This is a genomic window from Kribbella sp. CA-253562, from assembly GCF_050942265.1.
In the GTDB taxonomy this organism is placed as follows: Bacteria; Actinomycetota; Actinomycetes; order Propionibacteriales; family Kribbellaceae; genus Kribbella.
This window is the reverse complement of record NZ_CP192049.1, coordinates 7831214-7856279: the sequence shown is the minus strand read 5'-3', so window position 1 is coordinate 7856279 and position 25066 is coordinate 7831214. Positions and strand designations below refer to the sequence as shown.

26 protein-coding genes are annotated in these 25066 nt (G+C 70.1%); 15 read left to right on the top strand and 11 right to left on the bottom strand.

Features of this window, described 5'->3' with window-relative positions; translation table 11 throughout:
• The first annotated feature begins 7 nt into the window (after positions 1-7).
• Positions 8-763 (top strand): phosphotransferase, encoded by a 756-nt coding sequence (locus ACQPXM_RS37365; protein ID WP_432942711.1) that lies wholly within the window; start codon positions 8-10, stop codon positions 761-763.
• A gap of 1019 nt (positions 764-1782) precedes the next feature.
• Here the strand turns inward: ACQPXM_RS37365 and ACQPXM_RS37360 are convergent.
• The 3 genes from ACQPXM_RS37360 to ACQPXM_RS37350 all read right to left on the bottom strand — a co-directional run bounded on the left by ACQPXM_RS37360 (position 1783) and on the right by ACQPXM_RS37350 (position 4579).
• A complete protein-coding gene (locus tag ACQPXM_RS37360; protein WP_432942710.1) occupies positions 1783-2916 on the bottom strand; it encodes a DUF5667 domain-containing protein in 1134 nt (377 codons plus the stop codon).
• Positions 2917-3104: 188 nt separating this feature from the next.
• Positions 3105-3647, bottom strand: a complete 543-nt coding sequence (locus ACQPXM_RS37355) for a sigma-70 family RNA polymerase sigma factor (RefSeq protein WP_041289570.1) — start codon at positions 3645-3647, stop codon at positions 3105-3107.
• Positions 3648-3691: 44 nt separating this feature from the next.
• Positions 3692-4579 carry an HAD family hydrolase gene (locus tag ACQPXM_RS37350; protein ID WP_432942709.1) on the bottom strand — a complete coding sequence of 296 codons (888 nt, stop codon included), beginning with the start codon at positions 4577-4579 and terminating at the stop codon, positions 3692-3694.
• 37 nt (positions 4580-4616) lie between these two features.
• Here ACQPXM_RS37350 and ACQPXM_RS37345 point away from each other — a divergent pair, with 37 nt between their 5' ends.
• From ACQPXM_RS37345 to hemB, 7 genes are all read left to right on the top strand, one after another.
• Positions 4617-6065, top strand: coding sequence for a class I adenylate-forming enzyme family protein (locus ACQPXM_RS37345; protein WP_432942708.1), 1449 nt, complete (start codon positions 4617-4619; stop codon positions 6063-6065).
• Positions 6062-6307 (top strand): glutaredoxin family protein, encoded by a 246-nt coding sequence (locus tag ACQPXM_RS37340; protein ID WP_432942707.1) that lies wholly within the window; start codon positions 6062-6064, stop codon positions 6305-6307. The genes ACQPXM_RS37345 and ACQPXM_RS37340 overlap by 4 nt, the downstream gene beginning before the upstream one ends.
• Before the next feature lie 124 nt (positions 6308-6431).
• Positions 6432-7187, top strand: a complete 756-nt coding sequence (locus ACQPXM_RS37335) for a redox-sensing transcriptional repressor Rex (RefSeq protein ID WP_432942706.1) — start codon at positions 6432-6434, stop codon at positions 7185-7187.
• Positions 7184-8470 carry a glutamyl-tRNA reductase gene (locus tag ACQPXM_RS37330; RefSeq protein ID WP_432942705.1) on the top strand — a complete coding sequence of 429 codons (1287 nt, stop codon included), beginning with the start codon at positions 7184-7186 and terminating at the stop codon, positions 8468-8470. The genes ACQPXM_RS37335 and ACQPXM_RS37330 overlap by 4 nt, the downstream gene beginning before the upstream one ends.
• Positions 8467-9351 carry a hydroxymethylbilane synthase gene (hemC, locus tag ACQPXM_RS37325; protein WP_432942704.1) on the top strand — a complete coding sequence of 295 codons (885 nt, stop codon included), beginning with the start codon at positions 8467-8469 and terminating at the stop codon, positions 9349-9351. Before ACQPXM_RS37330 ends, hemC begins: the two co-directional genes overlap by 4 nt.
• Positions 9348-11084 carry a uroporphyrinogen-III synthase gene (locus tag ACQPXM_RS37320; protein ID WP_432942703.1) on the top strand — a complete coding sequence of 579 codons (1737 nt, stop codon included), beginning with the start codon at positions 9348-9350 and terminating at the stop codon, positions 11082-11084. Before hemC ends, ACQPXM_RS37320 begins: the two co-directional genes overlap by 4 nt.
• Positions 11085-11089: 5 nt before the next feature.
• Positions 11090-12073, top strand: coding sequence for a porphobilinogen synthase (hemB, locus tag ACQPXM_RS37315; protein WP_432942702.1), 984 nt, complete (start codon positions 11090-11092; stop codon positions 12071-12073).
• 459 nt (positions 12074-12532) lie between these two features.
• Here hemB and ACQPXM_RS37310 read toward each other — a convergent pair whose 3' ends face one another.
• Positions 12533-12967: a hypothetical protein gene (locus ACQPXM_RS37310; RefSeq protein ID WP_432942701.1), complete on the bottom strand. Its 435-nt coding sequence runs from the start codon at positions 12965-12967 to the stop codon at positions 12533-12535.
• 258 nt (positions 12968-13225) lie between these two features.
• On the opposite strand from ACQPXM_RS37310, the gene ACQPXM_RS37305 reads away from it, so the two are divergent.
• From ACQPXM_RS37305 to ACQPXM_RS37290, 4 genes are all read left to right on the top strand, one after another.
• The gene (locus tag ACQPXM_RS37305; protein ID WP_432942700.1) at positions 13226-13879 is read left to right on the top strand and encodes a nucleotidyltransferase domain-containing protein; all 654 of its coding nucleotides are present in this window, start codon (positions 13226-13228) and stop codon (positions 13877-13879) included.
• A gap of 52 nt (positions 13880-13931) precedes the next feature.
• Positions 13932-15323, top strand: a complete 1392-nt coding sequence (locus tag ACQPXM_RS37300; RefSeq protein ID WP_432942699.1) for an MFS transporter — start codon at positions 13932-13934, stop codon at positions 15321-15323.
• Between the two features lie 7 nt (positions 15324-15330).
• Positions 15331-15777 (top strand): hypothetical protein, encoded by a 447-nt coding sequence (locus ACQPXM_RS37295; protein ID WP_432942698.1) that lies wholly within the window; start codon positions 15331-15333, stop codon positions 15775-15777.
• Positions 15778-16044: 267 nt separating this feature from the next.
• Positions 16045-16281, top strand: a complete 237-nt coding sequence (locus ACQPXM_RS37290; protein WP_432942697.1) for a hypothetical protein — start codon at positions 16045-16047, stop codon at positions 16279-16281.
• Here ACQPXM_RS37290 and ACQPXM_RS37285 read toward each other — a convergent pair.
• Complete coding sequence (locus ACQPXM_RS37285) at positions 16278-17150, bottom strand: helix-turn-helix transcriptional regulator (RefSeq protein ID WP_432942696.1); 873 nt, start codon at positions 17148-17150, stop codon at positions 16278-16280. The two genes, ACQPXM_RS37290 and ACQPXM_RS37285, sit on opposite strands and share 4 nt — an antisense overlap.
• Positions 17151-17300: 150 nt before the next feature.
• Between ACQPXM_RS37285 and ACQPXM_RS37280 the strand changes: the two genes are divergently transcribed.
• On the top strand, positions 17301-18269 hold the full coding sequence (locus ACQPXM_RS37280; protein ID WP_432942695.1) for an aldo/keto reductase: 969 nt from the start codon (positions 17301-17303) through the stop codon (positions 18267-18269).
• Between the two features lie 46 nt (positions 18270-18315).
• Here the strand turns inward: ACQPXM_RS37280 and ACQPXM_RS37275 are convergent, their stop codons facing one another.
• Entirely contained in the window at positions 18316-19542 is a 1227-nt protein-coding gene (locus tag ACQPXM_RS37275) for an MFS transporter (RefSeq protein WP_432942694.1), read from the bottom strand.
• A gap of 111 nt (positions 19543-19653) precedes the next feature.
• Between ACQPXM_RS37275 and ACQPXM_RS37270 the strand changes: the two genes are divergently transcribed.
• Together ACQPXM_RS37270 and ACQPXM_RS37265 are read left to right on the top strand one after the other, a co-directional pair.
• Complete coding sequence (locus ACQPXM_RS37270; protein WP_432942693.1) at positions 19654-19881, top strand: hypothetical protein; 228 nt, start codon at positions 19654-19656, stop codon at positions 19879-19881.
• A complete protein-coding gene (locus ACQPXM_RS37265; RefSeq protein WP_432942692.1) occupies positions 19878-20663 on the top strand; it encodes a hypothetical protein in 786 nt (261 codons plus the stop codon). Before ACQPXM_RS37270 ends, ACQPXM_RS37265 begins: the two co-directional genes overlap by 4 nt.
• A 221-nt stretch (positions 20664-20884) precedes the next feature.
• Here the strand turns inward: ACQPXM_RS37265 and ACQPXM_RS37260 are convergent, their stop codons facing one another.
• From ACQPXM_RS37260 to ACQPXM_RS37240, 5 genes are all read right to left on the bottom strand, one after another.
• Positions 20885-21409, bottom strand: a complete 525-nt coding sequence (locus ACQPXM_RS37260) for a dihydrofolate reductase family protein (RefSeq protein WP_432942691.1) — start codon at positions 21407-21409, stop codon at positions 20885-20887.
• Positions 21410-21462: 53 nt separating this feature from the next.
• Positions 21463-21822 carry an STAS domain-containing protein gene (locus ACQPXM_RS37255; RefSeq protein WP_432942690.1) on the bottom strand — a complete coding sequence of 120 codons (360 nt, stop codon included), beginning with the start codon at positions 21820-21822 and terminating at the stop codon, positions 21463-21465.
• Between the two features lie 228 nt (positions 21823-22050).
• Positions 22051-22881: a carbohydrate ABC transporter permease gene (locus ACQPXM_RS37250; RefSeq protein WP_432942689.1), complete on the bottom strand. Its 831-nt coding sequence runs from the start codon at positions 22879-22881 to the stop codon at positions 22051-22053.
• Positions 22871-23812 carry a carbohydrate ABC transporter permease gene (locus ACQPXM_RS37245; protein WP_432942688.1) on the bottom strand — a complete coding sequence of 314 codons (942 nt, stop codon included), beginning with the start codon at positions 23810-23812 and terminating at the stop codon, positions 22871-22873. Before ACQPXM_RS37245 ends, ACQPXM_RS37250 begins: the two co-directional genes overlap by 11 nt.
• Complete coding sequence (locus tag ACQPXM_RS37240; protein ID WP_432942687.1) at positions 23809-25059, bottom strand: ABC transporter substrate-binding protein; 1251 nt, start codon at positions 25057-25059, stop codon at positions 23809-23811. The genes ACQPXM_RS37245 and ACQPXM_RS37240 overlap by 4 nt, the downstream gene beginning before the upstream one ends.
• Positions 25060-25066 lie beyond the last annotated feature (7 nt).

The following is a 25066-nucleotide window of genomic DNA, read 5'->3' as shown; positions in this document are numbered from 1 at the left end:
CGTCGCGATGAGCGCCGTCGAGCATCCCTTGACCGGGGGCAACGTCGCTGTCGGCGTCGTCCGGGTCGGCTCGACAGTGCGCAAACCAGCCACTGCTGCCACCGCGGGCGTCGAGGCCGTCCTCACACACCTGCAGCAGGTCGGCTTCCCGGCATCGCCGCGAACGCTCGGGCGCGACGACCAAGGCCGGCACGTGCTGGAGTACATCCCCGGCGTACTCGCCGACACGCTGCCCCCGTTCAGCACCGGGCAACTGCACCGACTCGGCGGCCTGATCCGCGCGCTGCACGACGCGATGACGACGTTCGACCCGCCCGAGCTCCCCTGGGACGTGGCGATCCCCGACCCCACCGGCGGCCGGCTGATCTGCCACCACGACCTCGCGCCCTGGAACCTCGTGATCAACGACGACCGCTGGGTCTTCATCGACTGGGACGGCGCCGGCCCCGGCTCCCCGCTCTGGGACCTCGCCTACGCCGCCCACGGCTTCGTCCCGCTGCTCCCCAACGGTGTCCCCGCCCACGACGCCCCCCGCCTCCGAGCCCTAACCGACGGCTACGACCTCGACCAAGCCCATCGCCGCGAACTCCCCGCCGCAATCGCCGCCCACACCCGAGGCATGTACGACCTCCTGCAACGAGGCGCCCAAACCGGAGAACAACCCTGGGCCCGCCTACACGCCGAGGGCCACGCCAACCACTGGGGCCCAGCCGCGGACTACATAGAAGCCAACCGCGAAACCTGGCTCGCCGCCCTATTCTGACCGCGCACACAACATCACGGGACCGCCCGTACGATCCCGGCCCGCCGGTCGCCCTCCGGCCCGAACACGAGCTCGGCACCCGACAGATCCCGGCACCCGGTCACCTCCCGGCCCCGGACAGGACCCCGGCACCCGCTCACCCTCCCGGCCCCGACAACATCCCGGCACCCCGGTCACCCTCCCGGCCCGGACAGAGCTCGGCACCCGACACGCTCCCGGTACCCGACACGAGCCAGGCACCCGACACGAGCCAGGCACCCGGTCACCCTCCCGGGCTCCAGACAAGATCCTGGGACACCCGCCACCGTCCCGGGATAGCCCTCGGGGCTGGACGCACACTGCGGACATCCCGCTGGGACCGAGTTCGGGATGTGACCTGTGCGCGCTCGCCGTTTCCTGTCCGAGGTCCCGGATCGGCCTCGAGACCGCCCTCGCCATCCTGGGCCCCGCATGCAATCCCGGGGCCCGGCCAAAAGGAGCTGGACTCGAACTGCGGACATCGGGCCGGGACCGCGGTCAGGGTCTGACGTGTGTGCTGTGCCCGCTGCTTGTCCGAAGTGCCGGGTCCGGCGCGGGCGGGACCGACGGACTGGCGCCAGCGGCCGGAACGGGCGCGCGGCGGCGCCTCGATCGCGATCCGCGCTGTTCGGTCGGCAGAAACGCGCCCTGACACGAGCCGGCGAACCGGCGCCCCGGAGCCGGCACACGGAGTCGGCGGCGCGGAACCGGACGCCCGGCCCGGCGCGCGGAGCCGGCAGCCGGACCCGGCGCCCAGAACTCGGCGGACCCGGCGCCCGGAACTCGGCGGACCCGGCGCCCGGAACTCGGCGGACCCGGCGCCCGGAACTCGGCGGACCCGGCGCGCGGAGTCGGCGGCCCGGAACCGGCGCGCAGAGCTGGCGGCCCGGAACCAGGCGGCCCCACCGCTCGGCCGCCAGCAGCTCAAACCCCCAGCCCCGGCCCAAGCAAAGAGCCCCGGTCGCCGAAGCGAACCGGGGCTCTTCAAAGAGGTGGTGCTACTACTTCCAAGGAGGCAGCAGAGTCTGGACCACGCCGGGCAAATTGATCGTCGGCAACGGCAGGCTCAGGCTGGGGAACGGCCAGGGCCAGCTCGGCGTTCCCGGGGTTGGCAGGGTCGGAACCGGGGGCTTGGACGGCGTCACAGTCGGGGACCCGGTCGGTTTGTTCGCGGGCGGGGTCAGCAGCTTGGTGGGCTGCGTCGTGTTCCGCTCCTCGACCTTCGTGGTGTCCGGCACCTGGGTCGGTGCCGTACTCGGCTTGGCGCTCGTGCTCGGGCTGGTCTTGGCCGACGGTACGACCGGACCCGACTTGATCGGGTCCTCCGGGTCGGACGGCTGACCGGGCGCGGGCTGTTGCTCCGTGCTCGGCTGGACCGAGTTCTTCGCCGGCTTGGGCTGGTCGCACTTGGGGCAGGCCAGCGTGGTGTGCCGGGTCAGTTCCTCGATCGTCGCGATCGCTTCCACGGCCGACTTCAGCGACTCGGGCGGCAACTTCGGAGCGAGCTCACCGATGGCCTGGCGGGCGCTGGTGATGAACGTCGTGATCGCCGTGATCGAGCTGGGGTCGTCGTCCTGCTGGTACGACGCGACGAGCCGGGACACACCCTTGCGGGCCTGCTGCGAGAACAGGACGAGCGTGCTGTCGATGGCGGCCGCGTCGCCGCCGTTCGACACCAGCGCGTCCACTTCGGACAGCCTGGTCATCGCGTGCTCGAGATCACGCCGGCCGCGGGAGTCGTCCCCGACGCTGACGTTGGTCGAGACGTTCTCGATGCTGCGTTTCATCCCGTACAGCGTGTCGCCGGGCATCGCCTGCTGGGCGGCGGCAGCGGAACCGATGCCACCTCCGAGCAGGACGAGTGCGGCGGTGCTCGCCACCAGCCGGATCCTCCGGCCGGGGCGATGACGGATCGGTGTCACGGACGCCTCGTCGTCCTCGCGGGGCGGCAAGTCCTCCTCGCTGTCCGGCGAGCTGTGTACCACGGTCGGAGTCGTTGCCGCCCGGGCCGCCGCCTGCTCCAGCAGACGGTGCCTCAGTTCGGCACTGAACTCCGGTCGCGGTGCGACTGCCCCGGCGGTCCTCAGGCGCCCGGCCAGTTCCACAGCTTCCAGCAACTCAGGGTCATCGCTCAATCGCGAAGAGTGACGGGGCCCGTGATCGACGGCGTGCGCGAAAGCATCCGCGCGCGCTCGAGCCCTGGTTAGGTCACTCATGAGTTCTCGTTCTCCTCAATGGTCCAGTCGGGGTCACCGACAGGTCCTCACCAGGCAAACGAGGAAACTCCCTGACTGGTTACGGAAGACATTCGTTGCCATCCGTCTCACCTCAAGTCCTTGGGGATTACCTTCGCCAGGTGTCTGACGGCCCTCAACTGCAGTTGCTTGACCGCGCCTTCGGACTTCTCCAGCGCCTTGGCCGTTTCGGCGATCGACAGACCCGCGAAAAACCGCATGGTCAGGCAGTCGCGCTGCTCGTCCGGCAAGGCCGCGACGGCGTCCCGCAGCACCTCGGCGGTCGCGGCGGCCAGTACGTCGACCTCCGGCCCCTCGGTCTGCCGGTCGTGCGTCTCGATCTCGTCGGTGACCACCTCGAGCCGGACCCGGCCCGACTTGTAGTGGTCGGTGATCAGGTTGCGGGCGATCGTCACCAGCCAGGCACCGAAGTCCCGGCCCTGCCAGCGGAACGAGTCCAGCGCGCGCAGCGCCCGGACGAACGTCTCGCTGGTCAGGTCCTCGGCCAGCGCCGAGGAAGACACCCGCGCGTAGATGTAGCGATAGACGGTGAGCGAGTACTCGTCGTACAGCTCCCCGAATGCACCGACGTCTCCAGCCTGGGCGCGATCGACGAGCTCCGCACGTCTCATCCCGTCCGGGCTCGGCTCCGGCGTCGTCAAGATCTCTCCCCGTTTCAACTGACACGTCTACGACTGGCACATCCGCGACTGAGACATCGTTGGATGGCCACAGCGGCTGAGACAGCACCGAGCGTTACGCCTGAAGCACCGGCTGTCAACAGGGCGAGGCGCGTCGCCTTCCGTCCGGTCCGGTAGTCCCGGACCTGCCAGCCGGCCACCTCGGCATGCCGCCGCAGCCTGCCGTCAGGATTGATCGCCCACGGATTCCCCACCATTTCCAGCATCGGCAAGTCGTTCACCGAGTCCGAGTACGCCGAGCACGCGGTCAGGTCGAGCCCCTCGTGCGCGGCCAGTGCCCGGACGGCTTCCGCCTTGGCCGGGCCGTGCAGAATATCGCCCACGAGTACACCTGTATAGACCCCGTCACTCTGCGCTGCAACCGTCCCCAGCGCGCCGGTCAGCCCGAGCCGGCGGGCCAGCACGTGGGCCACCTCGACCGGTGCCGCGGTGACCAGCCAGACCCGTTCGCCGGCGTCCAGGTGCCGCTGCGCCAGCGCTTTGGTCCCCGGCCAGATCCTGTCCGCCATCAGTTCGTCGAAAATTTCCTCGACCAGGATCTTCACTTCCGAGACCCGGTGGCCGGCGATGAACGACAGCGCCGCCGAGCGGGCCTTGTCGACCGACTCGGGGGTCTCGCCGCGGAGCCGGAAGGCGAGTTGCTGCCAGGCTTTGCCGGCGATCTCGCCGAAGGTGAAGAACCGGCGCCGGTACAGACCTCGCGCCAGGTGGTACACCGAGGCGCCCTGCAGCAGCGTGTTGTCGACGTCGAAGAACGCGGCGGCGTGGCTGACCGGCGGGGTCGCCAACGCGGCTTCCAGTTCAGCCGCGGCCGCACTGGCCTCACCGGCCAGCACGGACCGAGCCCGTAGGTCCCGAGTCACCCTGAGCACCTTAACGGGAACATGACAGACTCGCCTGGTGAACTTCAACTTCGCGGATGTTCTTCGTGACACAGCGCGACGTCATGGGGAGCGTCTCGCGCTGGTCGACGGTGACCGGCGACTGACCTGGAGCGAGCTCGACGAGGCCGTCGAGCGGGCCGCTCAGGGGTACGCCGCGGCTGGTCTGGTGCCCGGATACCGGGTGGTGCTGTTGATGGCCAACAGCATCGAGTTCGTCACGTCCTACTTGGGATGTCTGCGCGCCGGCCTGGTCGCCGTACCGCTGAACACCGGCCTCACCAAGCCCGAGATCGGCAACGTCGTGAAGCACTCCGGCGCCCGGCTGGTGGTCGCCGACGGAGACCTCGCGGCCAAGGTCGAGGGCGTCAAGGTGATCCGTGCCGGCGAGCTCGCCGGTCACGCTCCGTTGTCGCTGCGGACCGACCCGGAGAGCCTCGCGGTCCTGCTCTACACCTCGGGCACGAGCGGAGAGCCGCGCGCCGCGATGCTCACGCACCGCGCGCTGGCCGCCAATGTCGAGAATCTGGCCGGCCTCGGCGAGGACCGGATGGGTCCCGAGGACGTCGTGCTCGGCGTACTCCCGATGTTCCACGCCTTCGGCCTGAACGCCGTACTCGGCTGGGCGATCGCGACCGGCGCCGCGCTCGTCATCGACCAGCGCTTCGACTCCACCGGCACCGTCGACCTGATCAGCCGGTACGCCGTGACGCGGCTACCGCTCGCCCCGCCGGCCCTGCACGCGCTGCTCGCCCGCGACGACCTGCGCGAGCGGCTCGCCTCGGTCAAGGTCGTGCTCACCGGCGCGTCCATCCTCGACCGTTCGCTGGCCGCCCGGTTCGAGGAGGCCACCGGGCTGTTCGTGCACCAGGGCTACGGCCTGACCGAGGCGTCTCCGGGCGTCACCACCACGCTCGGCGAGGACTCGCCGAAGCTCGGATCGGTCGGCCGCCCGCTGCCCGGCGTGGACCTGCGGATCGCCGACGAGCGGGGCGAGGACGTTGAGGGAGACGACCCGGGCGAGATCCTGGTCCGCGGCCAGAACCTGTTCTCCGGCTACTGGCCCGACGGCTCCGGCGGCCCGGACGCCGACGGCTGGTACCGCACCGGCGACGTCGGCTACCTGGACGCCGACGGCGACCTCTACCTGGTCGACCGGCTCCGCGAGCTCGTCATCGTCAGTGGCTTCAACGTCTTCCCGAGCGAGGTCGAGGAGGTCCTGGTCGGCGCTCCCGGCGTCCGCGAGGCCGCGGTGATCGGCGTACCGTCCGAGGAGACCGGCGAAGCGGTGAAGGCGTTCCTCGTCCCGGCCACCGGTGCGGCGATCGACCTCGACGAGGTCCGCGCGTACGCCGCGCAACGGCTGGCCCGGTTCAAGTGCCCGGTCGAGATCGAGGTGGTCGACCACCTGCCGCACTCGGTCACCGGCAAGGTCGCGAAGGGCCGGCTCCGGGAGGCGGACCGGTGAGCGAGCCGCGGGTCACCTTGTACGGCAAGCCCGGCTGTCATCTCTGCGAGGACGCCCAGGCGATCGTCGCCGCGGTCTGCGCCGAACTCGGGGTGGGCTGGACCGAGGTCGACATCACCACCGACCCCGAGCTGTTCCGCGAGTACGGCGAACAGATCCCGGTCACCTTCGTCGACGGCCGGCAGCACGACTTCTGGCGGGTCGACCCGGTCAGGCTGAAGAAGGCCTTGACAACGGCGTGAGTTTCGACGTGACGTCTGTCATGGGCGCCGTCGCCGATTTTGTTCTCACGTTCACAAGCTCCTAGAGTGGGGGTGTCGCCCGCCGTGAGGCGAGTGACTCGCGAACCACCTTTCCAGGAGAACTGTGACGCCTGCCCGCAGCCGTCGCCCCGGCGCGCCGACGCGAACCGAACGCGGCATTCCCGAGGCCACTGTCGCGCGCTTGCCGGTGTACCTGCGGGCCCTGACCGCGCTGTCGGACAGTGGCATCGCCACCGCGTCGAGCGAGGATCTCGCGACCGCGGCCGGCGTCAACTCGGCCAAGCTGCGCAAGGACCTGTCCTATCTCGGCTCCTACGGCACCCGCGGCGTCGGGTACGACGTGGAGTACCTGCGCTACCAGATCGCCCGTGAGATCGGCGTCACCCAGGACTGGGCCGTGGTCATCGTCGGGATCGGAAACCTGGGTCACGCGCTGGCCAACTACTCCGGCTTCGGCACCCGCGGCTTCCGGATCGTGGCCCTGCTCGACGCCGACCCGGCCCTGATCGGCGAGCGGATCGGCGACATGGTGGTCCGCGACTTCGCCGAGCTGGAGGAGATCGTCGCCGCCGACCGGGTGTCGATCGGCGTGATCACCACCCCGGCCGGTCCCGCCCAGGAGGTCTGCGACCGGCTGGTCGCGGCCGGCGTGACCAGCATCCTCAACTTCGCGCCGGTGGTGCTGTCCGTGCCCGACGGTGTCGACATCCGCAAGGTGGACCTCTCGATCGAGTTGCAGATCCTGGCGTACCACGAACAACGAAAGTCCGGAGAGGCGGCGCTCCCCGAGGTGCCCGAACTACCAGCGATCAACGGTCTGCCCGGTCTGCCCAGCGTGGGTGGGGGTGTCGGCGCATGAGCTACTTGGTCGTCGGGATCTCGCACCGTAGCGGGGACATCTCGGTTCTGGAGCGGGTCGCGCTGGACGCGGACGCGGCGACCAAGCTGGCGATCGCCGTCCAGAACAGCCCGGCGGTCAGCGAGTCCGCCGTACTGGCGACCTGCAACCGCACCGAGGTCTACGCCACCGTCGACCGCTTCCACGCGGGTATGGACGAGGTCACCGCGATCCTGTCCGACATCACCGGCGTCCCGCTGCTGGACCTGGCCGAGCACCTGTACGTGCACTTCGAGGAAGGCGCCGTCGCGCACCTGTTCCAGGTCGCGGTCGGGCTCGACTCGATGGTGGTCGGCGAGAGCCAGATCCTCGGCCAGGTGAAGGAGTCGCTGCGGATCGGGCAGGACCTGGAGACTATCGGCTCCAGCCTGAACGCGCTGTTCCAGCACGCGTTGCGGACCGGCAAGCGGGCCCGCACCGAGACCGGCATCGACTCGGCCGGCCGCTCCGTGGTCACCGCCGGGCTGGACGCCGTCGGCGGCTTCGAGGGCCGCCGCGCCCTGATCGTCGGCGCCGGTTCGATGGCGTCGCTCGCCGCTCAGACCCTGCTCAACGGTGGCGCCGCGAGCGTCACGATCGCGAACCGCAACCACGACCGCGCCGTCGCGCTGGCCGAGCGGATCGGCGGCTCGGCGATCCCGCTGGCCGGCGTACCGGACGCTCTGGCCGAGGCCGACCTGGTGGTCAGCTGCACCGGCGCCCGCGGCACCGTGCTGACCGAGGAAATGATCCGCAACGCCACCGACGGGCGCCCGCTCGGCGTCCTCGACGTGGCCCTGCCGCGCGACGTCGAGCCCGGCGTCGCCCGGATCCCCGGCGTCACGCTGGTCACCTTGGCCGACCTCGCCGGTACGGCGGGCGGCAGCGAGCACGACATCGACGAGGTCCGCCGGATCGTCAGCGAGGAGACCGGCGCCTTCGAGGCGACCCGGCGGGCGGCCTCGGTCGCGCCGACCGTGGTCGCGCTGCGGACGATGGCCTCCGAGTTGGTCGCCACCGAGCTGGCCCGGCTGGACCGCCGGCTGCCCGGCCTCGACGACAACCAGCGGCAGGAGGTCGCCCGCACCATCCGGCGCGTCGTCGACAAGGTGCTGCACACCCCGACCGTCCGCGTGAAGGAACTGGCCGCCGATCCGGGCGGCCCGACGTACGCCGACGCGCTGCGCGAACTGTTCGCGCTCGACCCGGCGACCGTCGACGCGGTCACCGCCCCCAAGACCACCACCGGAGGTGAGTCCGCATGATCAAGCTCGGAACCCGCCGGTCGGCGCTCGCGACCGCGCAGGCCAACCACGTCGCCGACGCGCTGCGGAGCCTCGGGCACGAGGTCGAACTGGTCCCGATCGTCACCACCGGCGACGTGAACCGTGCGCCGCTGGAGCAGATCGGCGGCACCGGCGTTTTCGTCAGCGCGCTGCGCGACGCGCTGATGGCGCGCGAGATCGACATCGCGGTGCACTCGCTGAAGGACCTGCCGACGGCCCCCGTCGAGGGTCTGGCGCTCGGCGCGATCCCGGTCCGCGAGGACCCGCGGGACGTGCTGGTCGCCCGGGACGGGCTGACGCTGGGCGAGCTGCAGACCGGCGCGCTGGTGGGTACCGGTTCGCCGCGCCGGCAGGCGCAGCTCGAGGCGCTGGGTCTCGGCCTGGAACTGACCGGCATCCGCGGCAACGTGGACACCCGGATCGGGATGGTGGCCGATGGCAAATTGGACGCGGTGGTGCTCGCGAGGGCAGGGTTGGCCAGGTTGGGCCGGCTCGCCGAGGTGACCGAGACGCTCGACCCGATTCAGGTGCTGCCGGCTCCGGGACAAGGTGCCCTGGGCATCGAGTGCCGCAGCGACGACACCGACGTACTGGCCGCGCTGGCGCCACTGGAGGATCCGGCCACCCGGGTCGCGGTGACCGCCGAGCGGCAGTTGCTGGCGACGCTCGAGGCCGGGTGCACCGCGCCGGTCGGGGCGCTCGCCGAGGTGGTCGAAGGTGAGGACGGCCCGGAGCTGTGGCTGCGGGGAGCACTCGGTCAGGACGGCGGCGGTGTCCGGCGGCTGTCCGCCAACGGGTCGGTCGACGATCCAGCGGCGGTCGGACGGGCGCTGGCGCACGAGTTGCTGGAGCAGACATGACACCGGCACGAGGAACGACGACGACGGCAAAGACGAGCAAAACAAGGGCGAAGGCGACGGCAGACGTGAGCAGCGCGAAGACAGCAGCGGCCACCCAGACTCCGCAGAAGGTGCCGGCGAAGGCCGCGGCGACCAGCAGCACGGCCAAGCAGACCAGGCCGCTCGGGCATGTCACGTTCGTCGGGGTCGGGCCGGGTGACCCGGCGCTGTTGACGCTCGCCGGTCGCGACGTCCTGGCCAACGCCGACGCCGTGGTGGTCGAGGGTCCCGAGCACGACCCGTTCCTGGCGTACTGCCGGCCGGGCGTCGAGGTGATCGACGGCTCCGGCGCCGAGGGCAGCCGGGCGCTGCGGGTCGCGGCTCGCGCGCGGCTGGTGGTGAAGACGGCCAAGTCCGCGGCGAACGTGGTGCGGCTGCTCACCGGCGACCCGTTCACGTTCTCCAGCGGCGCCGAGGAGGCTGCCGCCTGCCGCAAGGCCGGGATCAGCTTCAACGTCGTCCCGGGCGTCAGCGAGGTCAGCGCCGTTCCGACGTACGCGGGCATCCCGCTGACCGTGAAGAGCGAGCGCGAGGTCACGGTGCTCGACCTGGCCGAGGCCAAGCTCGACTTCAGCCGCCTGCACCCGAAGCAGACGCTGGTCCTGCTGAACGCGGCCGACGTGCTGAAGGACGTTTCCGCCGCCCTGGTCGAGGCCGGCTTCGACGCCGGTACGCCGGTCTGCGCGACCGTCGGCGGAACGACGACCGCCCAGACCAGCGTGGTCGGCACGCTCGGCACGATCGTGGCCGACCTGCGCGCCGCCAAGGTCACCGGCGAGGCCGTGATCGTGGTCGGCTCGGTGGTCGAGCAGCGCGAGGCGCTCAGCTGGTTCGAGACCAAGCCGCTGTTCGGCTGGCGGATCCTGGTGCCGCGCACCAAGGACCAGGCCGGCCCGCTGATGGACCGGCTGCGCCGCTACGGCGCGATGCCGGAAGAGGTGCCGACCATCTCGGTCGAGCCGCCGCGCAACCCGCAGCAGATGGACAAGGCGATCCGCGGTCTGGTCGAGGGCCGGTACGAGTGGGTCGCGTTCACCTCGGTCAACGCGGTCAAGGCGGTCCGGGAGAAGTTCGACGAGTACGGGCTGGACGCGCGGGCGTTCTCCGGCCTGAAGATCGCCGCGGTCGGCGAGAAGACCGCCGAGGCGATCGCCGCCTGGGGCATCCGGCCGGACCTGCTGCCTTCGGGTGAGCAGTCCGCCGCCGGGCTGGTCGAGGACTGGCCGCCGTTCGACGAGGTGCTGGACCCGATCAACCGGGTCTTCCTGCCGCGTGCGGACATCGCCACCGAGACGCTGGTCGCCGGCCTGACCGATCTGGGCTGGGAGGTCGACGACGTCACGGCGTACCGGACCGTCCGGGCCGCCCCGCCGCCCGCGCCGACCCGCGAGGCGATCAAGTCGGGCAAGTTCGACGCGGTCGTGTTCACCTCGTCCTCGACCGTGCGCAACCTGGTCGGCATCGCCGGCAAGCCGCACGCGTCGACGGTGATCGCGGTGATCGGCCCGGCGACGCTGAAGACCGCCGAGGAGCACGGCCTGCGGGTCGACGCGATGGCCGAGTCGCCGTCCGCCGAGGAGCTGGCCGACGCTCTGGCCCGGTTCGGCGCGGACCGGCGTGACACCATGGTCGAGGCGGGGGAGCCCGTCACCCGTCCGTCCGAGCGCCGCTCGGGCTCGCGCAGGAAGAGCTGACTGTTGTGACTGGTTTCCCGGGTGTTCGTCCGCGGCGGCTGCGGTCGTCGGCGGCTGTCCGACGACTGGTGTCGGAGACCACGATCGAGCCGCGGCAGCTGATCCTGCCGATGTTCGTCCGGGAAGGCGCGCGGGAGCCGATCGCGATCAGCTCGATGCCGGGCGTCTACCAGCACACGCGCGACACCGCGCGGAAGGCCGTCGCCGAAGCCGTGCAGCTGGGACTCGGCGGGGTGATGCTGTTCGGCATACCGCTGGAGAAGGATCCGGTCGGGTCCGGGGCGCTCGATCCTGAGGGCATCCTCAACGTGGCGATCCGCGACGCGGTGTCCGAGGCCGGCGACGACCTGCTGGTGATGTCGGACCTGTGCCTGGACGAGTTCACCTCGCACGGGCACTGCGGCGTACTGGACTCGGCCGGCCGCGTCGACAACGACGCGACCCTCGAGATCTACGCCGAAATGGGCGTCGCCCAGGCCTCCGCCGGCGCCCACGTCGTCGGCCCGTCCGGAATGATGGACGGCCAGGTCGGCGTCGTCCGCACGGCCCTCGACGCCGCCGGCTTCACCGACACGGTGATCATGGCGTACGCCGTGAAGTACGCGTCCGCCTTCTTCGGCCCGTTCCGCGAGGCCGTCGACTCGTCCCTGCAAGGCGACCGCAAGACCTACCAGCAGGACCCCGCCAACGCCCGCGAGGCGATCCGCGAGGTCGACCTGGACATCGCCGAAGGCGCCGACCTGGTGATGGTCAAGCCGGCTCTGGCCTATCTGGACATCATCCGCCAGGTGCGCGACCACGTGAACGTGCCGGTGGCGGCGTACAACATCTCCGGCGAGTACGCGATGGTCGAGGCCGCCGCCGCCAACGGCTGGATCGACCGCGAGAAGGCGATCATGGAAACGCTCACCGGCATCAAGCGAGCCGGCGCGGACACGATCCTCACGTACTGGGCGTCGGAGGCGGCGCAGCTTCTGTCTCACCGCTGAGGTTTGCCCCCACGCGGCCGGCTTACGCCCGCTCCTTCGTCGCGTGCTGCGCAGTCCGCTCCCGCCCACCCGGGGGCGCGGGCTCCTGGCGTCGCCTGCTTGAGCGACTGCAGGTCGTCGCTGTCGCTCAGCCCGATCCTGGCTGAGGTAGTCGTGGGCGCGGGTGGTTCAGTCCCACGCGGCCGGCTACGCGGGCTCCTTCGTCGCGTGCTGCGCAGTCCGCTCCCGCCCACCCGGGGGCGCGGGCTCCTGGCGTCGCCTGCTTGAGCGACTGCAGGATGTCGATCTCGCAAGTCCCGATCGCGGCTGAGTTGTCGCAGCCCTGCCCGATTCTCCGGCGCTGGGCGGTCGCCAGTAGGTGCGAGTGGTTCAGCCCCGCGCAGGCAACGACACCTGCAGCCCAAGGAGTCCCCGTCACCCGGGGACCCCGGAATGCTTCGTGCTGGCGTCCTCAATCCCCTACGTCCGTAGGGTTTCCAGCAGTTCCGGGTCGGCGTAGATCTGAGCGGTGTTCCGCCACTCCGTGATCGTCCGCGGCGCCGGAGCCGGTGAGCCGATCTCCTCGCCGGCGCTCATCACCTCGACGAGTTCCCGGACGAACTCCGTCTGCTCCTCAGCCGGGAGGAATCGGATCCACGGAAACACCGGCTGCAAGATGCCGAACAGGTTGCTGGAGCGCATCTCGGGATCGCTCACGATGGCGCGGAGGAGGCGGATCGCCAGGTCCACCACCTGCTTGTCCTGGGCCACCCGCGCGGCGGTCGTGAGGACCAGGTCTTCCTCCGAGCCACGACGCCGTACGCGCAACGCCTGGCGCCGGCTCTGCTCCAGCTTCGCGACGGTTTCGTTCGGGTGCTGCAGCAGATCGGTGAACGTGACTTCCGGCAGGTCCATACCTCGAAGGTAGCTTCGAGGTCGGACAAGAGCGGCAGTCGTCGATGAAGCCTGACACCATCGGCCCGTGCCGCAGCCGCCATCTTGCTCATCGCGGACGAGTACACCGCCTTGCTGGTTGGCGTACTGCCCGATGCCGACGGGGTTCTGCGGGCTCGCCGGGAAGCGGTCTGACCGCTACAACGATCGGGCGGTGCCGAGGCTTGGCTGGTCAAGCCAGGTCGTGTGCCCGGCCGCAGGCCAGATAGCGTCCATCGCGTGACGCGGGACGAAGCACAGCGAATGGTGGCGGCGTTGGCTGCCGGGCGGGCGCGGTGGCTGGCGGAGACCGTCGCGGCGCTGCGGGCCGACGGAGTCTGGCTCGTTGGTTCCTTGGGTTCCGGAACGTACGACGACTGGAGCGACGTGGACCTCATCGTCGTCGGGGGAGAGCGCGTGGTCGGGGAGACGCTGCTGACCCTCGAGATGCCGGGGAACGGGCCGGTCGGCGGCGGCTATGTCGGGGCGATGTACGACGTTGGGCCGCTTCCACTGTGGGTTGACTGGTACTGGTGGCCGTCGGATGCGCCGATTCCTCGAGAGTCTCGACTGCTGGCCGGCGCGGGCTCGGCTGGGGACCTCGACCTGTCGGAGACGCTCGACCTGGTAGGTCGAGGACTGCCGGTGCCGGCGCCGGATCCCAACGTGTTCGCGCTGGCGATGCTGCCGTTGGCGGCGAAATACCTCGTGCGAGGCGATGTGGAGAAGGCCGCGGCGATGGCTTCGATGCTGGATGCGCCCTCTGACGTCCGAGTGGGCGCCGGGCTGTCCGTCGTACTGTCGCGGGTCGAAGGACATGAGACGGCTTCAGCGGCGGTTGGCCGATACCTTGAGGTTGTCAGGGCGATCGCTGAACCGGGTCCTTGGGAATAGCGTCGGGCTGCCGACGTTTTGGAACCGGCGGGTCGAGGGAACCTGGTCGCTCATGGGAGTCTCCTGGCGTCCTGCGGCGTTGGTGCTGCTCTGCGCCGCCGATCTGCTCGTGATGCTCGACGGCACGGTCGTGACAGTGGCGCTGCCCGCGATCGAGCGGGATCTGGGAACTTCTCGAGACGATCTGCAGTGGGTGGTGACGGCGTACACCCTGACGCTCGGCGCCTTCATGCTCGTTGGCGGCCGCATCGGTGATCTGTACGGCCGGCGGCGGGCGATGGTGGTTGGGCTGGTCGTCTTCGCCGGGGCGTCGTGTGTGGCGGGGCTGGCGCGGGAGACGACGTTGCTGCTCGCGATGCGGGCGGTGCAAGGGCTGGGCGCCGCGCTCGCCGTACCGGCGGCGCTGGCGTTGCTGGCCGCGACGTACCGCGAGGAACGTGAGCGTCAGCGCGCGCTCGGATACCTGTCAGCGACGTTGGACGTCGGCATGGTCGCCGGGCTGATCGTTGGTGGTGTTCTCACCGCCGCCGTTGGTTGGCCGTGGTGCTTCTTCGTCGTCGTACCGCTTGGTTTCGCGGCGGCGGCGCTGGCGCCGGCGGTGCTTCAGGAGAGCCGGGACGACGCGGCGCCGCGGCTGGATCTGGTCGGGTCTGTGCTGGCCGCTGCGGGGTTCGGGGCGTTGGTGTTCGGCATCGACCGGGTCGAGCACGACGGCGTGGGAGCGGTTCCCGTACTGGCTGTCGCCGTCGTACTGCTGGGCGCGTTTGTTCTCGCCGAGCAGCGGCTGCGGGCGCCGTTGGTGCGACTGGCAATCTTCCGGCACCGGCCGTTGACGGGTGCGAACCTGGCGATCGCGGCGAACGCCGGCGGGTTCACGGGCATGATGTTCATCGCCACGCTGTACCTCCAGCAAGTGCTCGGGTACTCGGCCTTGGAGACAGGTCTCGCGTTCCTGCCGCTCGCGCTGTCGGCGAGCGCCGGCGGTTTGCTGGCCGCGAAGATCGTCGCCCGAGTGGGCCCGCGCCGAACCGCGGCGCTCAGTATGGCGACGACCGCCGCGACCTTCGTGATGCTGTCGCGCACCTCGGATCAGAACGGGTATGTCACCGTCCTGCTGCCGGCGTTTGTGATCGCCGGATTCACGATCGCCGCGGCCTTCGTACCGCTGACCGCGCAGGGGCTGACCGGCGTTCGCGAAGGCGAGAAGGGACTGGCCTCGGGGCTCTTCCAAACCTCCACTCACCTAGGCGGCGCGGTCGTACTCACGGTCTTGGCGACCGCGGCAACCAGCCGAACCTCCGCCGCCGAGCAGGCCGGGCACACCGCGCAGGCGGCGCTGACCTCCGGCTTCTCCGTCGCGTTCGTCATCGCAGCGGTCTTCTTGGCGATCGGCGCAGCGACAGCGGTCCGCACCCTCCCCGCCACCATGGCAACCGGTCACTGACCACTCCATGGCATCTCCACGGAAGAGCGCGCCGGCCCAGCGGGTCACCCAGCAGAACCTGGGCGCCTGGGTGATCAAGTGCAACCCCTCGATCACCAATCTCCCGGAATTGATCGCCGGCGGGGTGCGGTCCTGGTGTGTCCGCGAGGGTTACCGATCCCGCTTGATAGACGCCGGGCAATCTGTCCTCCTGTGGGTCACCGGCGCAACCGGCGCCCGCCCACACGCCGGGATCTGGGCCGCAGGACAAACCACCGGCCCGGTGGAGTACTCGGAACACGGCAAGCTCGTCATGCCCCTCACCATGGAGTTCCTGCCCACCCCGGTCCCACGAGAAGAAGTCGCGGCCCGCCTCCCCGCCTTGGAAGTCGTCCGCCAGCCGTTCATGAGCAACCCGAGCTTCGCGACGACCCCCGAGTACGCCGTACTCGCGGAACTCTGCGGGTGCAGGTGATCAGCCGCCCCGCGGAAAGCCTTGCCGGTGGCTTCCCACGGGTGGGAACATCAGCGGATGCTGAACACACGAAAGGCCAGTGCCGCGTAGGCGTCCTGCGCAAGTGAAGTCCGACGGGCCGGCTCGGCTGCGAAGCGATTCTGGCCCGCTACTGCTGCGACGGCTGCGGGCTCGGATCGCGCAGCTCGACGACTTGTGGTGAGAGTACGGCGATACCGGCGGCTGTCGGAGTTGCCTGGCTTGGCGGTGTTGACTCGGACGACGCTGGTGCGTCTGGAAATCCGCCGGGAATCCGCAGACGCGGTCGTGGACGACTGGCAGCGGATTGTTGCTGATGGCACGCATCCGTGGTTCGGCAAGGGCTACGAGGGGTGCGGAATCTGGGCGTGCTGTCCGCCGACCGTCGGAGTGCGCAGCTTGCTGATGATGCTCGAGCCGGGGATCCGCCGGCCGGATCGCGAAGTCTTGTTTGCGGAATTGCGGTGGGTCGAGTCGCTGGCCTAGTGCTGCGCGAGTTCGCCCGCCTGCTCCGCCGTGGCGGCCCAGCTTGCCAGTAGTTTGAGGCTGTCGGCAGTAGGCGTCCCGGCAGGTGCGGCGTATACGAGCAGGGTGAGGCCTGGATGGGCCGGGAACTCCATGGCCTCGAACGTGAGGTCGAGGTTGCCGACGGCGGGGTGGCGCAGCTTCTTGATGCCCGTGCGGTGGAAGCGGACGTTGTGGGCGGCCCAGCGGGTGCGGAAGTCTTCGCTGCGGGTGGAGAGTTCGCCGATGAGTTCGATCAGCTTCTTGTCGTGCGGGTGGCGGCCGGCTTCGGAGCGGAGCATGGCGGCGAGGTCGTCGGCGGTGCGGTCCCAGTCCTGGTAGAAGTCGTGGGCGGCGGGGTCGAGGTAGGCGAACCGGGCGTTGTTGGCGGGGCGGCGTGGGTCGGCCAGGACCGGGGCGTAGAGCGCGCGGGCCATCCGGTTGGCGGCGAGGATGTCGTGCCGGGCGTTGCGGACCCAGGCCGGTGCGTCGGTGACGGCGTCGAGGACGAGCTGGATGCTGGCCGGCACCGTGGCGGGTGACGGCCTGGGCCGGCGCGCAGGGACGGGCTCGGCGGCGCGGGCCAGGTCGAACAGATGGGCGCGTTCGGCGTCGTCCAGGTGCAGGGCGCGGGCCAGGCCTTCGAGTACGGCGTCGGAGGCGCCTGCGAGGTTGCCGCGCTCCAGCCGCACGTAGTAGTCGATGCTGACACCGGCGAGCAGCGCCACCTCTTCGCGCCGCAAGCCCGTGACCCGCCGATGACCCCCGTACGCCGGAAGCCCGGCCTGTTCCGGGGTGATCCGCGCCCGTCTCGAGGCGAGGAACTCGCGGATCTCGGCACGGTTGTCCATGCCTCCACGGTAAGCGGCGCCGCCGGGCCCTGGGAGGTACTGGCATTACCCGGAAGGCCAGTGACTCCCGCGCCGGTACGCCGGCCCGTTGACTGAACCGCGGGACAGCCCGTGACCGGCACGCGGCGCCCCGTCGAAGGAGTGAGAGCGATGGAGTACACCAGACTCGGCAGTTCCGGGCTGAAGGTGAGCCGGATCGCCTTGGGGTGCATGAGTTTCGGCGACACCTCGCGCGGGTTCAACGCGTGGGCGCTCGACGACGCGGCGGCCGAACCGGTCTTCCGGCAGGCGCTCGAGCTGGGCATCACGTTCTGGGACACCGCCAACGTGTACGGCTTCGGGACGTCGGAGGAGATCGTCGGCCGGGCGATCCGTGCGTACACCCGCCGCGAGGACGTCGTACTCGCCACCAAGGTGAACCGCCCGATGCACGACGGGCCGGGCGGCGCCGGGCTGTCCCGCAAGGCGATCATGGAGCAGGTCGACGCCTCGCTGACCCGGCTCGGCACCGATTACGTCGACTTGTACCAGATCCACCGCTTCGACCCGGACACGCCGGTCGAGGAGACGATGGAGGCGCTGCACGACGTGGTCAAGGCAGGCAAGGCCCGGTACCTCGGCGCGTCGTCGATGTGGGCCTGGCAGTTCTCGAAGTTGCAGTACACGGCGCAGCTGCACGGGTGGACGAGGTTCGTCACGATGCAGAACCAGTACAGCCTGATGCAGCGCGAGGAGGAGCGCGAGATGTTCGGCCTGCTCGCCGACCAGGGCGTCGGGTCGATCCCGTGGAGCCCGCTCGCCAAGGGCCGTCTCGCCCGCCCGTGGGGTACCAGTACGACGAGGGCGAGCAACGACCCGATCGCCGACCGGATCTTCGACGACGGCGGCCGGCCGATCGCGGACGCGGTGCAGCGGGTCGCCGAGGCGCGGGGCGTTCCGATGGCGCAGGTCGCCCTGGCCTGGGTGCTGAAGAACCCTGGCGTCAGCGCGCCGATCGTCGGCGCGACCAAGCCGCATCACCTTTCGGACGCCGCGGCGGCGTTGGACCTGGACCTGACCGAGGACGAGATCCAGGCCCTCGAAGGCGTCTACACTCCCCGCCTCCCGACCGGCTACTGAATCCGCGCAAGGTATGACGGTAGACCGGCTGAACGCCGCGCGAGCGTCAAGCCTTGGCGTCGTACCGGCGGAAGGTTCTGGACGAGGCAGTCAGTACGCCGGCGCCGAGCACACACGTCAGGCCGCCGAGGAGCAGCGCGGGGATCGGGCCGAGCAGGCCGCCGAGTGCGCCGGCTCGCACGTTGCCGAGGTTGGGGCCGCCGATGCCGATCACCAGGTCGAGGGAGCTGAGGCGGCCGAGCAGGTCATCGGGGGTGTTGGCCTGCAGGATGGTCGCGCGGAAGACGGTGGTCACGATGTCGGCAGCGCCGGCGGTGGCGAGCAGGAGCAGGGCGAGCCAGAGGTGGTTGGTGAGGGCAACGGATCCGATGGCGGCGCCCCAGAGCGCGACCGAGATCAGCATCGCTCGGCCCTGGTGGCGGAGGTGGCCGAGCGGGCCGGAGAGGGCGGCGGCGACGATGCCGCCGACGCCGATGGCGGCGAAGAGGTAGCTGACCGTCTGGGCGCCACCGCCGAAGTGGGTGGCGGCGAGGGCGGGGAACAGAGCGGTTGGCATGGCCAGCGCGGTGGCGTTCAGGTCGAGCAGGAAGATCATGCCGATCAGCGGGTGGCGGGTGGCGTAGCGGATGCCTTCGGCGACGGAGCGGAGGCCGAAGGTGGAACCGCCGCCGACGGGTGGCATCGGCGGGAGGCGGCGAATCCCGGCCAGGACGGCGACGAACGTGAGGGCGTCGACGGCGTACGCCGCGGCGAGGCCGAGCGATGCGATCAGGATCCCGGCGAGCAGGGGAGCGGCGATGATCGCGATCTGGAACGACAACTGGTTGAGGGCCGCCGCGGCGGGGAGCAGCCGGACGGGGAGCACGCGGGGTGGGAACGTCCGGCGGGCCGAGCCGTCGACCGCGGCCAAGGCCGCGGATGTTGCTGTGAGCAAGTAGAGCAGCCACAGGTGGTCCCAGTGCAGGAACGCCTGGACGGCGAAGAGCACGCCGACGGCCATCAGCCCGGTGCTGGTGAGCAGGACGAGGCGGCGGCGGTCGACGGCGTCCGCGATCGAGCCGCCGAACAGGCCGAGCAGGAGGGTCGGGAACAGGTTGGCCAGGCCGAGCGCCCCGACCGCGACCGAGGAACCGGTCAGGTCGTACGCCTGGATGGACACCGCGACGACGGTCATCGTGCTGCCGACCGACGACAGCGACTGCCCGGCCCACAACCACCGGAACTCGGCTGATTCACGCAGCGGAGTCACGTCGGCGAACAACCGTCTGGGCACGAGCAGCGATTCTCGTCCTGCCCGGTGCGCGTGGCAACCAGGTTTCCACCGGTGGTGAGCCAGCCGCGGTTTACGGTGGACCGCCGGGGATTCTGAAGGGGTGTGGTGAGCGTGGCCGAGCAGCCGAGGCCGGAGCAGGACCTGCGGGCTGCCCGCGATCATCTCCAGGACGCGGCCGCCGTACTGCGCCAGGCCCTCGCCGCCGACGACCTGATCGACGGTACGGCGGGAGGCGGCGCCGCGGCCTCCGGTATGGCGAATGGCGGGAGCGCGGCCTCCAGTACGGCGAGCGGGAGCGCGGCCTCCGATACGGCGAACGACGGGAGCCCGGCGCGATGAGCGACGACGTGAAGGTCGCCAACTTCGCGAGCGACGTCCGCTCGGCGGTGTCCGCCGCCCAGCCCCTGATCAAATCGGCGGCCACCGGCGCGTCCGGGCTGGCTGAACAACTCGACCGGAACGGCGACGACATCGCCACGTTGCAGCAGCATGCGGACCGAGTGCGCGATGCGCGTGAAGTCGCGCCGGAGACGATCCTGCAGAGCGCGATGCGCGACGCGGACGGCATCCAGGCGCGGCTGCAACGCACCGGCGGCCAGGTCGACGACATCCGCCGGGATCTCGAGCTGGCGACCCAGCACCTGCGGGAGGGCGGCAAGGCGCACGCGAAGCTGGAGGACGAGCTCGGTGGCGCGACGCCCGAAACCGACCAGCTCGGCAAGCGACTGACGGACCTTGCCGGCGCCGTCCAGGCGGCGCAGGGGTCGCTGTATGCCGCCGACGAGCGGATCGGTGTCGCGCGGCGATCGCTGCAGAATCTGGTCACCACCGACCTCCGCGCCGACCGCGACGGAACCGAGACGAAGATCCGCTCCGCGCACACCACCGCCCGCGACGGCTCCGCGGCGCTCGGGACAGAGCTGAAGAGCGCCACCGCGAAGCTCAAGGACAAGTTCCCCGACCTGGAGGCGGCGAGCACCGAGAGCACCGCCCTGGCCAAGGCAGCTCACGCCGCACTCAACCCGACCCCGAAGTCCCAGCAGGTCCGACCCGGCTCGGCGTCGGAGCAGCCGTCCGCGGCGCGCCGAAGCGACGGCCCCACCCACGAACGCAACCGCTAGCCCGCACAGGCACGCCACGAACCGGCCGAAAACCGACCGGCAGAGGCCACAGCGATCCCAAGGCGGACGCCCACCACTGACCAACCTGCACGGGCGGACCGGATCCGCGCTCAGCCGAACGTGGCCGCGGCACGTCGATCGAGGTTGGTCAGTGGTGGGCGTCCGTGGGCTCGGACTGCATCGGCTGTGCCGGTGCCCGGCAGCCGAGTTCCCGCGCGAACTCAGCGGCGGATCGTGTAGTCCGACTGGACGAAGCCGGCGTTCAGCGTCCGGGTCGCGTTGTGCGTCAGCGCGATGTCCGCGTCGAGTGCGCCGAACAGCGGGATGCCCTCGCCGATCAGGACCGGGACCGTGGTGATGGTCAGTTCGTTGAGCAGGCCGGCCCGCAGGAAGGTCTGGACGATCCGGCCGCCGTCGGCGTAGATCCGCTTCGCGCCGCGGTCGTTCAGCGTCTCCACCAGGCCGTCGAGCGTGCGGTGCACGATGACGCGCTCGTCGGCGTCGGCGGGCAGCGTGGTGCTCAGCACCTCGACCTGTTTGCCCTCGTAGGGCCAGAAGTCGAAGGTCAGCACCGTCTCGAAGGTCTTGCGGCCCAGGACGACGGTGTCGATCGCCGCCATGAACTGGTCGTACCCGGTGTCGCCGGCCTGCTCGCCGCGCTCGGTCAGCCAGTCGATCGCGCCGTCCGGCCGCGCGATGAAGCCGTCCAGACTGACCGCGATGAACACCGCCGCGTGAAAACTCACATCGCTCCTCGTGCGTCCGTGGAGTCCCCATTTTTCCACGCGGCGGGGTGCGATCAGGTACTCGCGCTCATCGCTTCCTCGACCGATTCGGCGACGGTGAAGACTTTGTTCAGCTTGGTGATGCGCAGCACCTTGGCGACGCGGGGATGCAGACCGGCCAGGATCAGCGTGCCGCCCTGGAGCGAGGCCCGCTGGTGGGCGGCGACCAGTACGCCGAGGCCGCTGGAGTCGAGGAACTCGACCTCGGTCAGGTCGAGCACCAGCGGTTCGGCGCCGAGGCCGGCCTGCACCGTGGTCAGGGTCTCGGTCAGTGCGGGCGAGGACTCGACGTCGACGTCACCGGACAGCCGGACGACCGGGTGCGGGCCGAGGTGATCGACCTGGATGGACAGATCCGCGCTGTCGGCAGCCACGAACGGGAACTCCTTGCTTCGTCGGCGACCCGGGGCATGATCACAGGATGGTCATCCGGGCGCCGGCTGCGACTGTCGAATCCCGACGGCCGCGATGGTGGATGGCTCCTGACTGAACCACCGGTCACCAGCAGTATCTCCCGCCGAACCGGTACTTCAACCATCCACCGCGCGATGAGACGGCATTGTCCGCGCAGCGTGCCACGACGGACACACTGAGCGACGAATTCAGCCCTTCAGGCCGGTCTGCGCGAGCCCTTCGACGAACTGCCGCTGCGCCAGCACGAAGATCACCAGCACCGGCAACGCACTCAGAGTGGCCGCCGCGAGCTGCACGTTCCACAGCGCGCCGCCGTAGGCGTCGACGTACTGGGTGAGAGCTTGCGGGATGGTGAACTTGTCCTTGCTGGACAGGAACACGATCGGCTCCAGGAACAGGTTCCAGCTGTGCAGGAAGGTGAAGATCGAGACCGCCCCGATGGCCGGCTTCGCCAGCGGCAGCGACACCTGCCAGAACAGCCCGAACCGGCCCAGCCCGTCGACCCGTCCGGCCTCCTCCAGCTCCCGCGGCAGCGTGATGAAGAACTGGCGCATGATGAACGTCGCCAGCACGCTCGGGGCCCCGAGCATCGGGATCAGGATCAGCGGCCAGTGCGTGTTCACCAGGCCGAGGCCGTCGAACATCCGGTACAGCGGGATGATCGTCACCTCGTTCGGCACCAGCAACCCCGCCAGCACGACCACGAACACCACGCCGGACCCGCGGAACGGGATCCGCGCGAACGCGTACCCGGCCAGCGACGACACCACCAGCGTTCCGAGCGTCACCAGTACGGCGATGTAGAGGCTGTTCAGGTACTGCTGACCGAACGGCTGCAGCGCGAACACCTGCCGGTAGGCGTCGAACGTGACGTCCTGCGGCAGCAGCCGGGGCGGGAACGCGAAGATCTCGTTCACCGGCTTCAACGACGTCGTCGCCATCCACCAGGTCGGGAAGACGAACGGCACACAGCAGACCAGCAGTACGCCGTACACGAGCAGCTTGAGCCTACGACTCATGGAACACCCACCTCCGGCGCATCCGCCACTGCAGGACAGTGAGCGCGAGCACGATGACGAACAGCAGCAGCGAGATCGTCGCGCCGTAGCCGAAGTGATGGAACTGGAACGCCTGCTGGTACAGGTAGTAGACCAGCACCGTCGTCGACGTGCCCGGACCGCCCTGGGTCAGGACGGCGATCTGCGCGAACACCTGCAGCGACCCGACCACGGTGAGGATCGAGGTGAGCAGGATCGTCGGACTGATCAGCGGCACGGTGACCCGGCGGAACCGGGCCCACGCCGACGCGCCGTCGATCCGCGCCGCCTCGTACAGCTCGGCCGGAACGCCTTGCAGCGCGGCCAGGAACAGCACCATGTTCAGCCCGACGCCCTTGAACAGCTGGACCACGATCACCGAGATCATCGCGGTGCTCTCGCCGCGCAGCCAGTTCGGCCCGTCGATGCCGAGTTGCTGCAGGAAGCCGTTGACGCCGCCGTTGTCCTGGAGCAGGAAGCCCCAGACGATCGTCCAGGCGACCAGCGTCACGACGACCGGCGAGAAGAACAGCGTGCGGAACACCACGGTTCCGCGCAGCTTCTGGTTCAGCAGTACGGCGAGGAACAGCGCCAGGCTGAGGTTGAGCACCACCAGGCCGACCGAGAACAGCCCGGTCGCCCGCAACGCCGGACCCAGTCGCGGGTCCGAGGTCAGCTGCTCGTAGTTGGCGCCGCCGACGAAGTCGAACGTGCCGGCCAGCACGTTCCACTCGTGCAGGCTGTACCAGACCACCAGCCCGAGCGGAACGATGACGAAGGCAACGATTCCGGCCAGCTGCGGCGTGACCATCAGCCAGCCGGCCAGCTCGTCGCGCCGGCGCATCGTCCAGTACGGCGCCCGCTGCGGCGCGCGGGCCGGCGCCGCGGCGGGCTTGGAGGCCAGGAGCGTCATTTGGCCAGCAGCGGGTTGATCTTGGCGCACACGCCGGACAGCACCGCCTTCACGTCGGCGTCCGGCTTCCACAGCGGGTCGAGCGCGGCGCGCACGGTCTGCTGCAGTTCGGCGTACCCGACGTGGCTGGTCTTGATGTCGCCGCGCTCGATGCCGTCGATCACCACGCTCTGCAGCTGTGCGGGCTCGAGCAGCGGGTTCGCCTTGGCCAGCACCTCGGTGGTGAGCTGCGACTTGCGCGGCGGCGGGAAGAACGCGGCGAGCTTGGCCGAGTTCTCCTGGTTGCTGAAGAAGGCGAGGAAGTCCTTCGCGGCGTCGACGTGCTTGCCGCGCTTGAGGACGCCGATGCCGGCCTGCCCGACGACGGCGTACTCACCGGCCGGGCCCTTCGGCAGCGGGACCAGGTCCCACGTGAACTTGGCCTTCTCCAGCAGGGCCGCGCGGCTGATCTGGGTCAGCACCATCGCGGCGTCCCCGGCGAAGAAGTCCTTGGTCACGCCCGGACCCGGCATCGCCTGGTCGGTGAAGACCATCTTGTGGATCGCGGTGATCGCGGCGACCATCTCGGGCTGGTCGAACCCGCAGGTCTTGCCGTCCTCGCTCCACGGCCGCGCGCCCCAGCCGGCCCAGATCGAGTTCAGCGTGTCCCAGCCCTTGTAGTCGAAGTCACCGACCACGATGCCGCCCTTGCCGGTCTTCTGGACGGCGGCGCCGGTGGCGACCGCCTGGTCCCAGGTCCAGGTGCCGGCGGCAACTTGCTGCGCGGGCGTCGGTCGTCCGGCCGCCGTCACCAGGTCGGTGTTGACGAAGACACCCAGCGGAGAGGTGGAGAACGGGTACGCGAACAGCTGACCGTCCTGCTCCCAGGTCTTGGTCGTGCTCGGCAGCAGGTCAGGATCCTTGTCGATCGGCGCCAGCGCCCCGGACGTGACGAAGTCCTGCGCGGTGCTCTCCAGGATCCACGCCAGGTCGGGCACGTTGCCGCCGCCGATCTGGGTGGTCAGCGCGGTCGTGTAGTTCTCGTACGGGATCGACTCGAAGGTGATCTTGCCGATGTCGGGGTGGGTCTTCTTGTACTCGGCGGCGATCTGGTCGAACAGCGCGGTGTGCTTGGCGTTCGCGCTCCAGATCGTCATCCGCAGGTCGACCGGGCCGGACGCGCCGGCGTCGCCGGATCCACCGCCGCAGCCGGCCAGGGCCAGCATCGCCGCGACCGTACCGGCCGCCGTCAAAGCACGCAGTCTCATCGCTCAG

Coding starts and splice junctions, on each gene's coding strand:
- ACQPXM_RS37280 (WP_432942695.1), top strand. CDS start 17,301: ATGGAGTACACCAGACTCGGCAGTTCCGGGCTGAAGGTGAGCCGGATC.
- ACQPXM_RS37250 (WP_432942689.1), bottom strand. CDS start 22,881: ATGAGTCGTAGGCTCAAGCTGCTCGTGTACGGCGTACTGCTGGTCTGC.
- ACQPXM_RS37300 (WP_432942699.1), top strand. CDS start 13,932: ATGGGAGTCTCCTGGCGTCCTGCGGCGTTGGTGCTGCTCTGCGCCGCC.
- ACQPXM_RS37245 (WP_432942688.1), bottom strand. CDS start 23,812: ATGACGCTCCTGGCCTCCAAGCCCGCCGCGGCGCCGGCCCGCGCGCCG.
- ACQPXM_RS37265 (WP_432942692.1), top strand. CDS start 19,878: ATGAGCGACGACGTGAAGGTCGCCAACTTCGCGAGCGACGTCCGCTCG.
- hemC (WP_432942704.1), top strand. CDS start 8,467: ATGATCAAGCTCGGAACCCGCCGGTCGGCGCTCGCGACCGCGCAGGCC.
- ACQPXM_RS37330 (WP_432942705.1), top strand. CDS start 7,184: ATGAGCTACTTGGTCGTCGGGATCTCGCACCGTAGCGGGGACATCTCG.
- ACQPXM_RS37240 (WP_432942687.1), bottom strand. CDS start 25,059: ATGAGACTGCGTGCTTTGACGGCGGCCGGTACGGTCGCGGCGATGCTG.
- ACQPXM_RS37355 (WP_041289570.1), bottom strand. CDS start 3,647: ATGAGACGTGCGGAGCTCGTCGATCGCGCCCAGGCTGGAGACGTCGGT.
- ACQPXM_RS37310 (WP_432942701.1), bottom strand. CDS start 12,967: ATGGACCTGCCGGAAGTCACGTTCACCGATCTGCTGCAGCACCCGAAC.
- ACQPXM_RS37285 (WP_432942696.1), bottom strand. CDS start 17,150: ATGGACAACCGTGCCGAGATCCGCGAGTTCCTCGCCTCGAGACGGGCG.
- ACQPXM_RS37320 (WP_432942703.1), top strand. CDS start 9,348: ATGACACCGGCACGAGGAACGACGACGACGGCAAAGACGAGCAAAACA.
- ACQPXM_RS37295 (WP_432942698.1), top strand. CDS start 15,331: ATGGCATCTCCACGGAAGAGCGCGCCGGCCCAGCGGGTCACCCAGCAG.
- ACQPXM_RS37365 (WP_432942711.1), top strand. CDS start 8: ATGAGCGCCGTCGAGCATCCCTTGACCGGGGGCAACGTCGCTGTCGGC.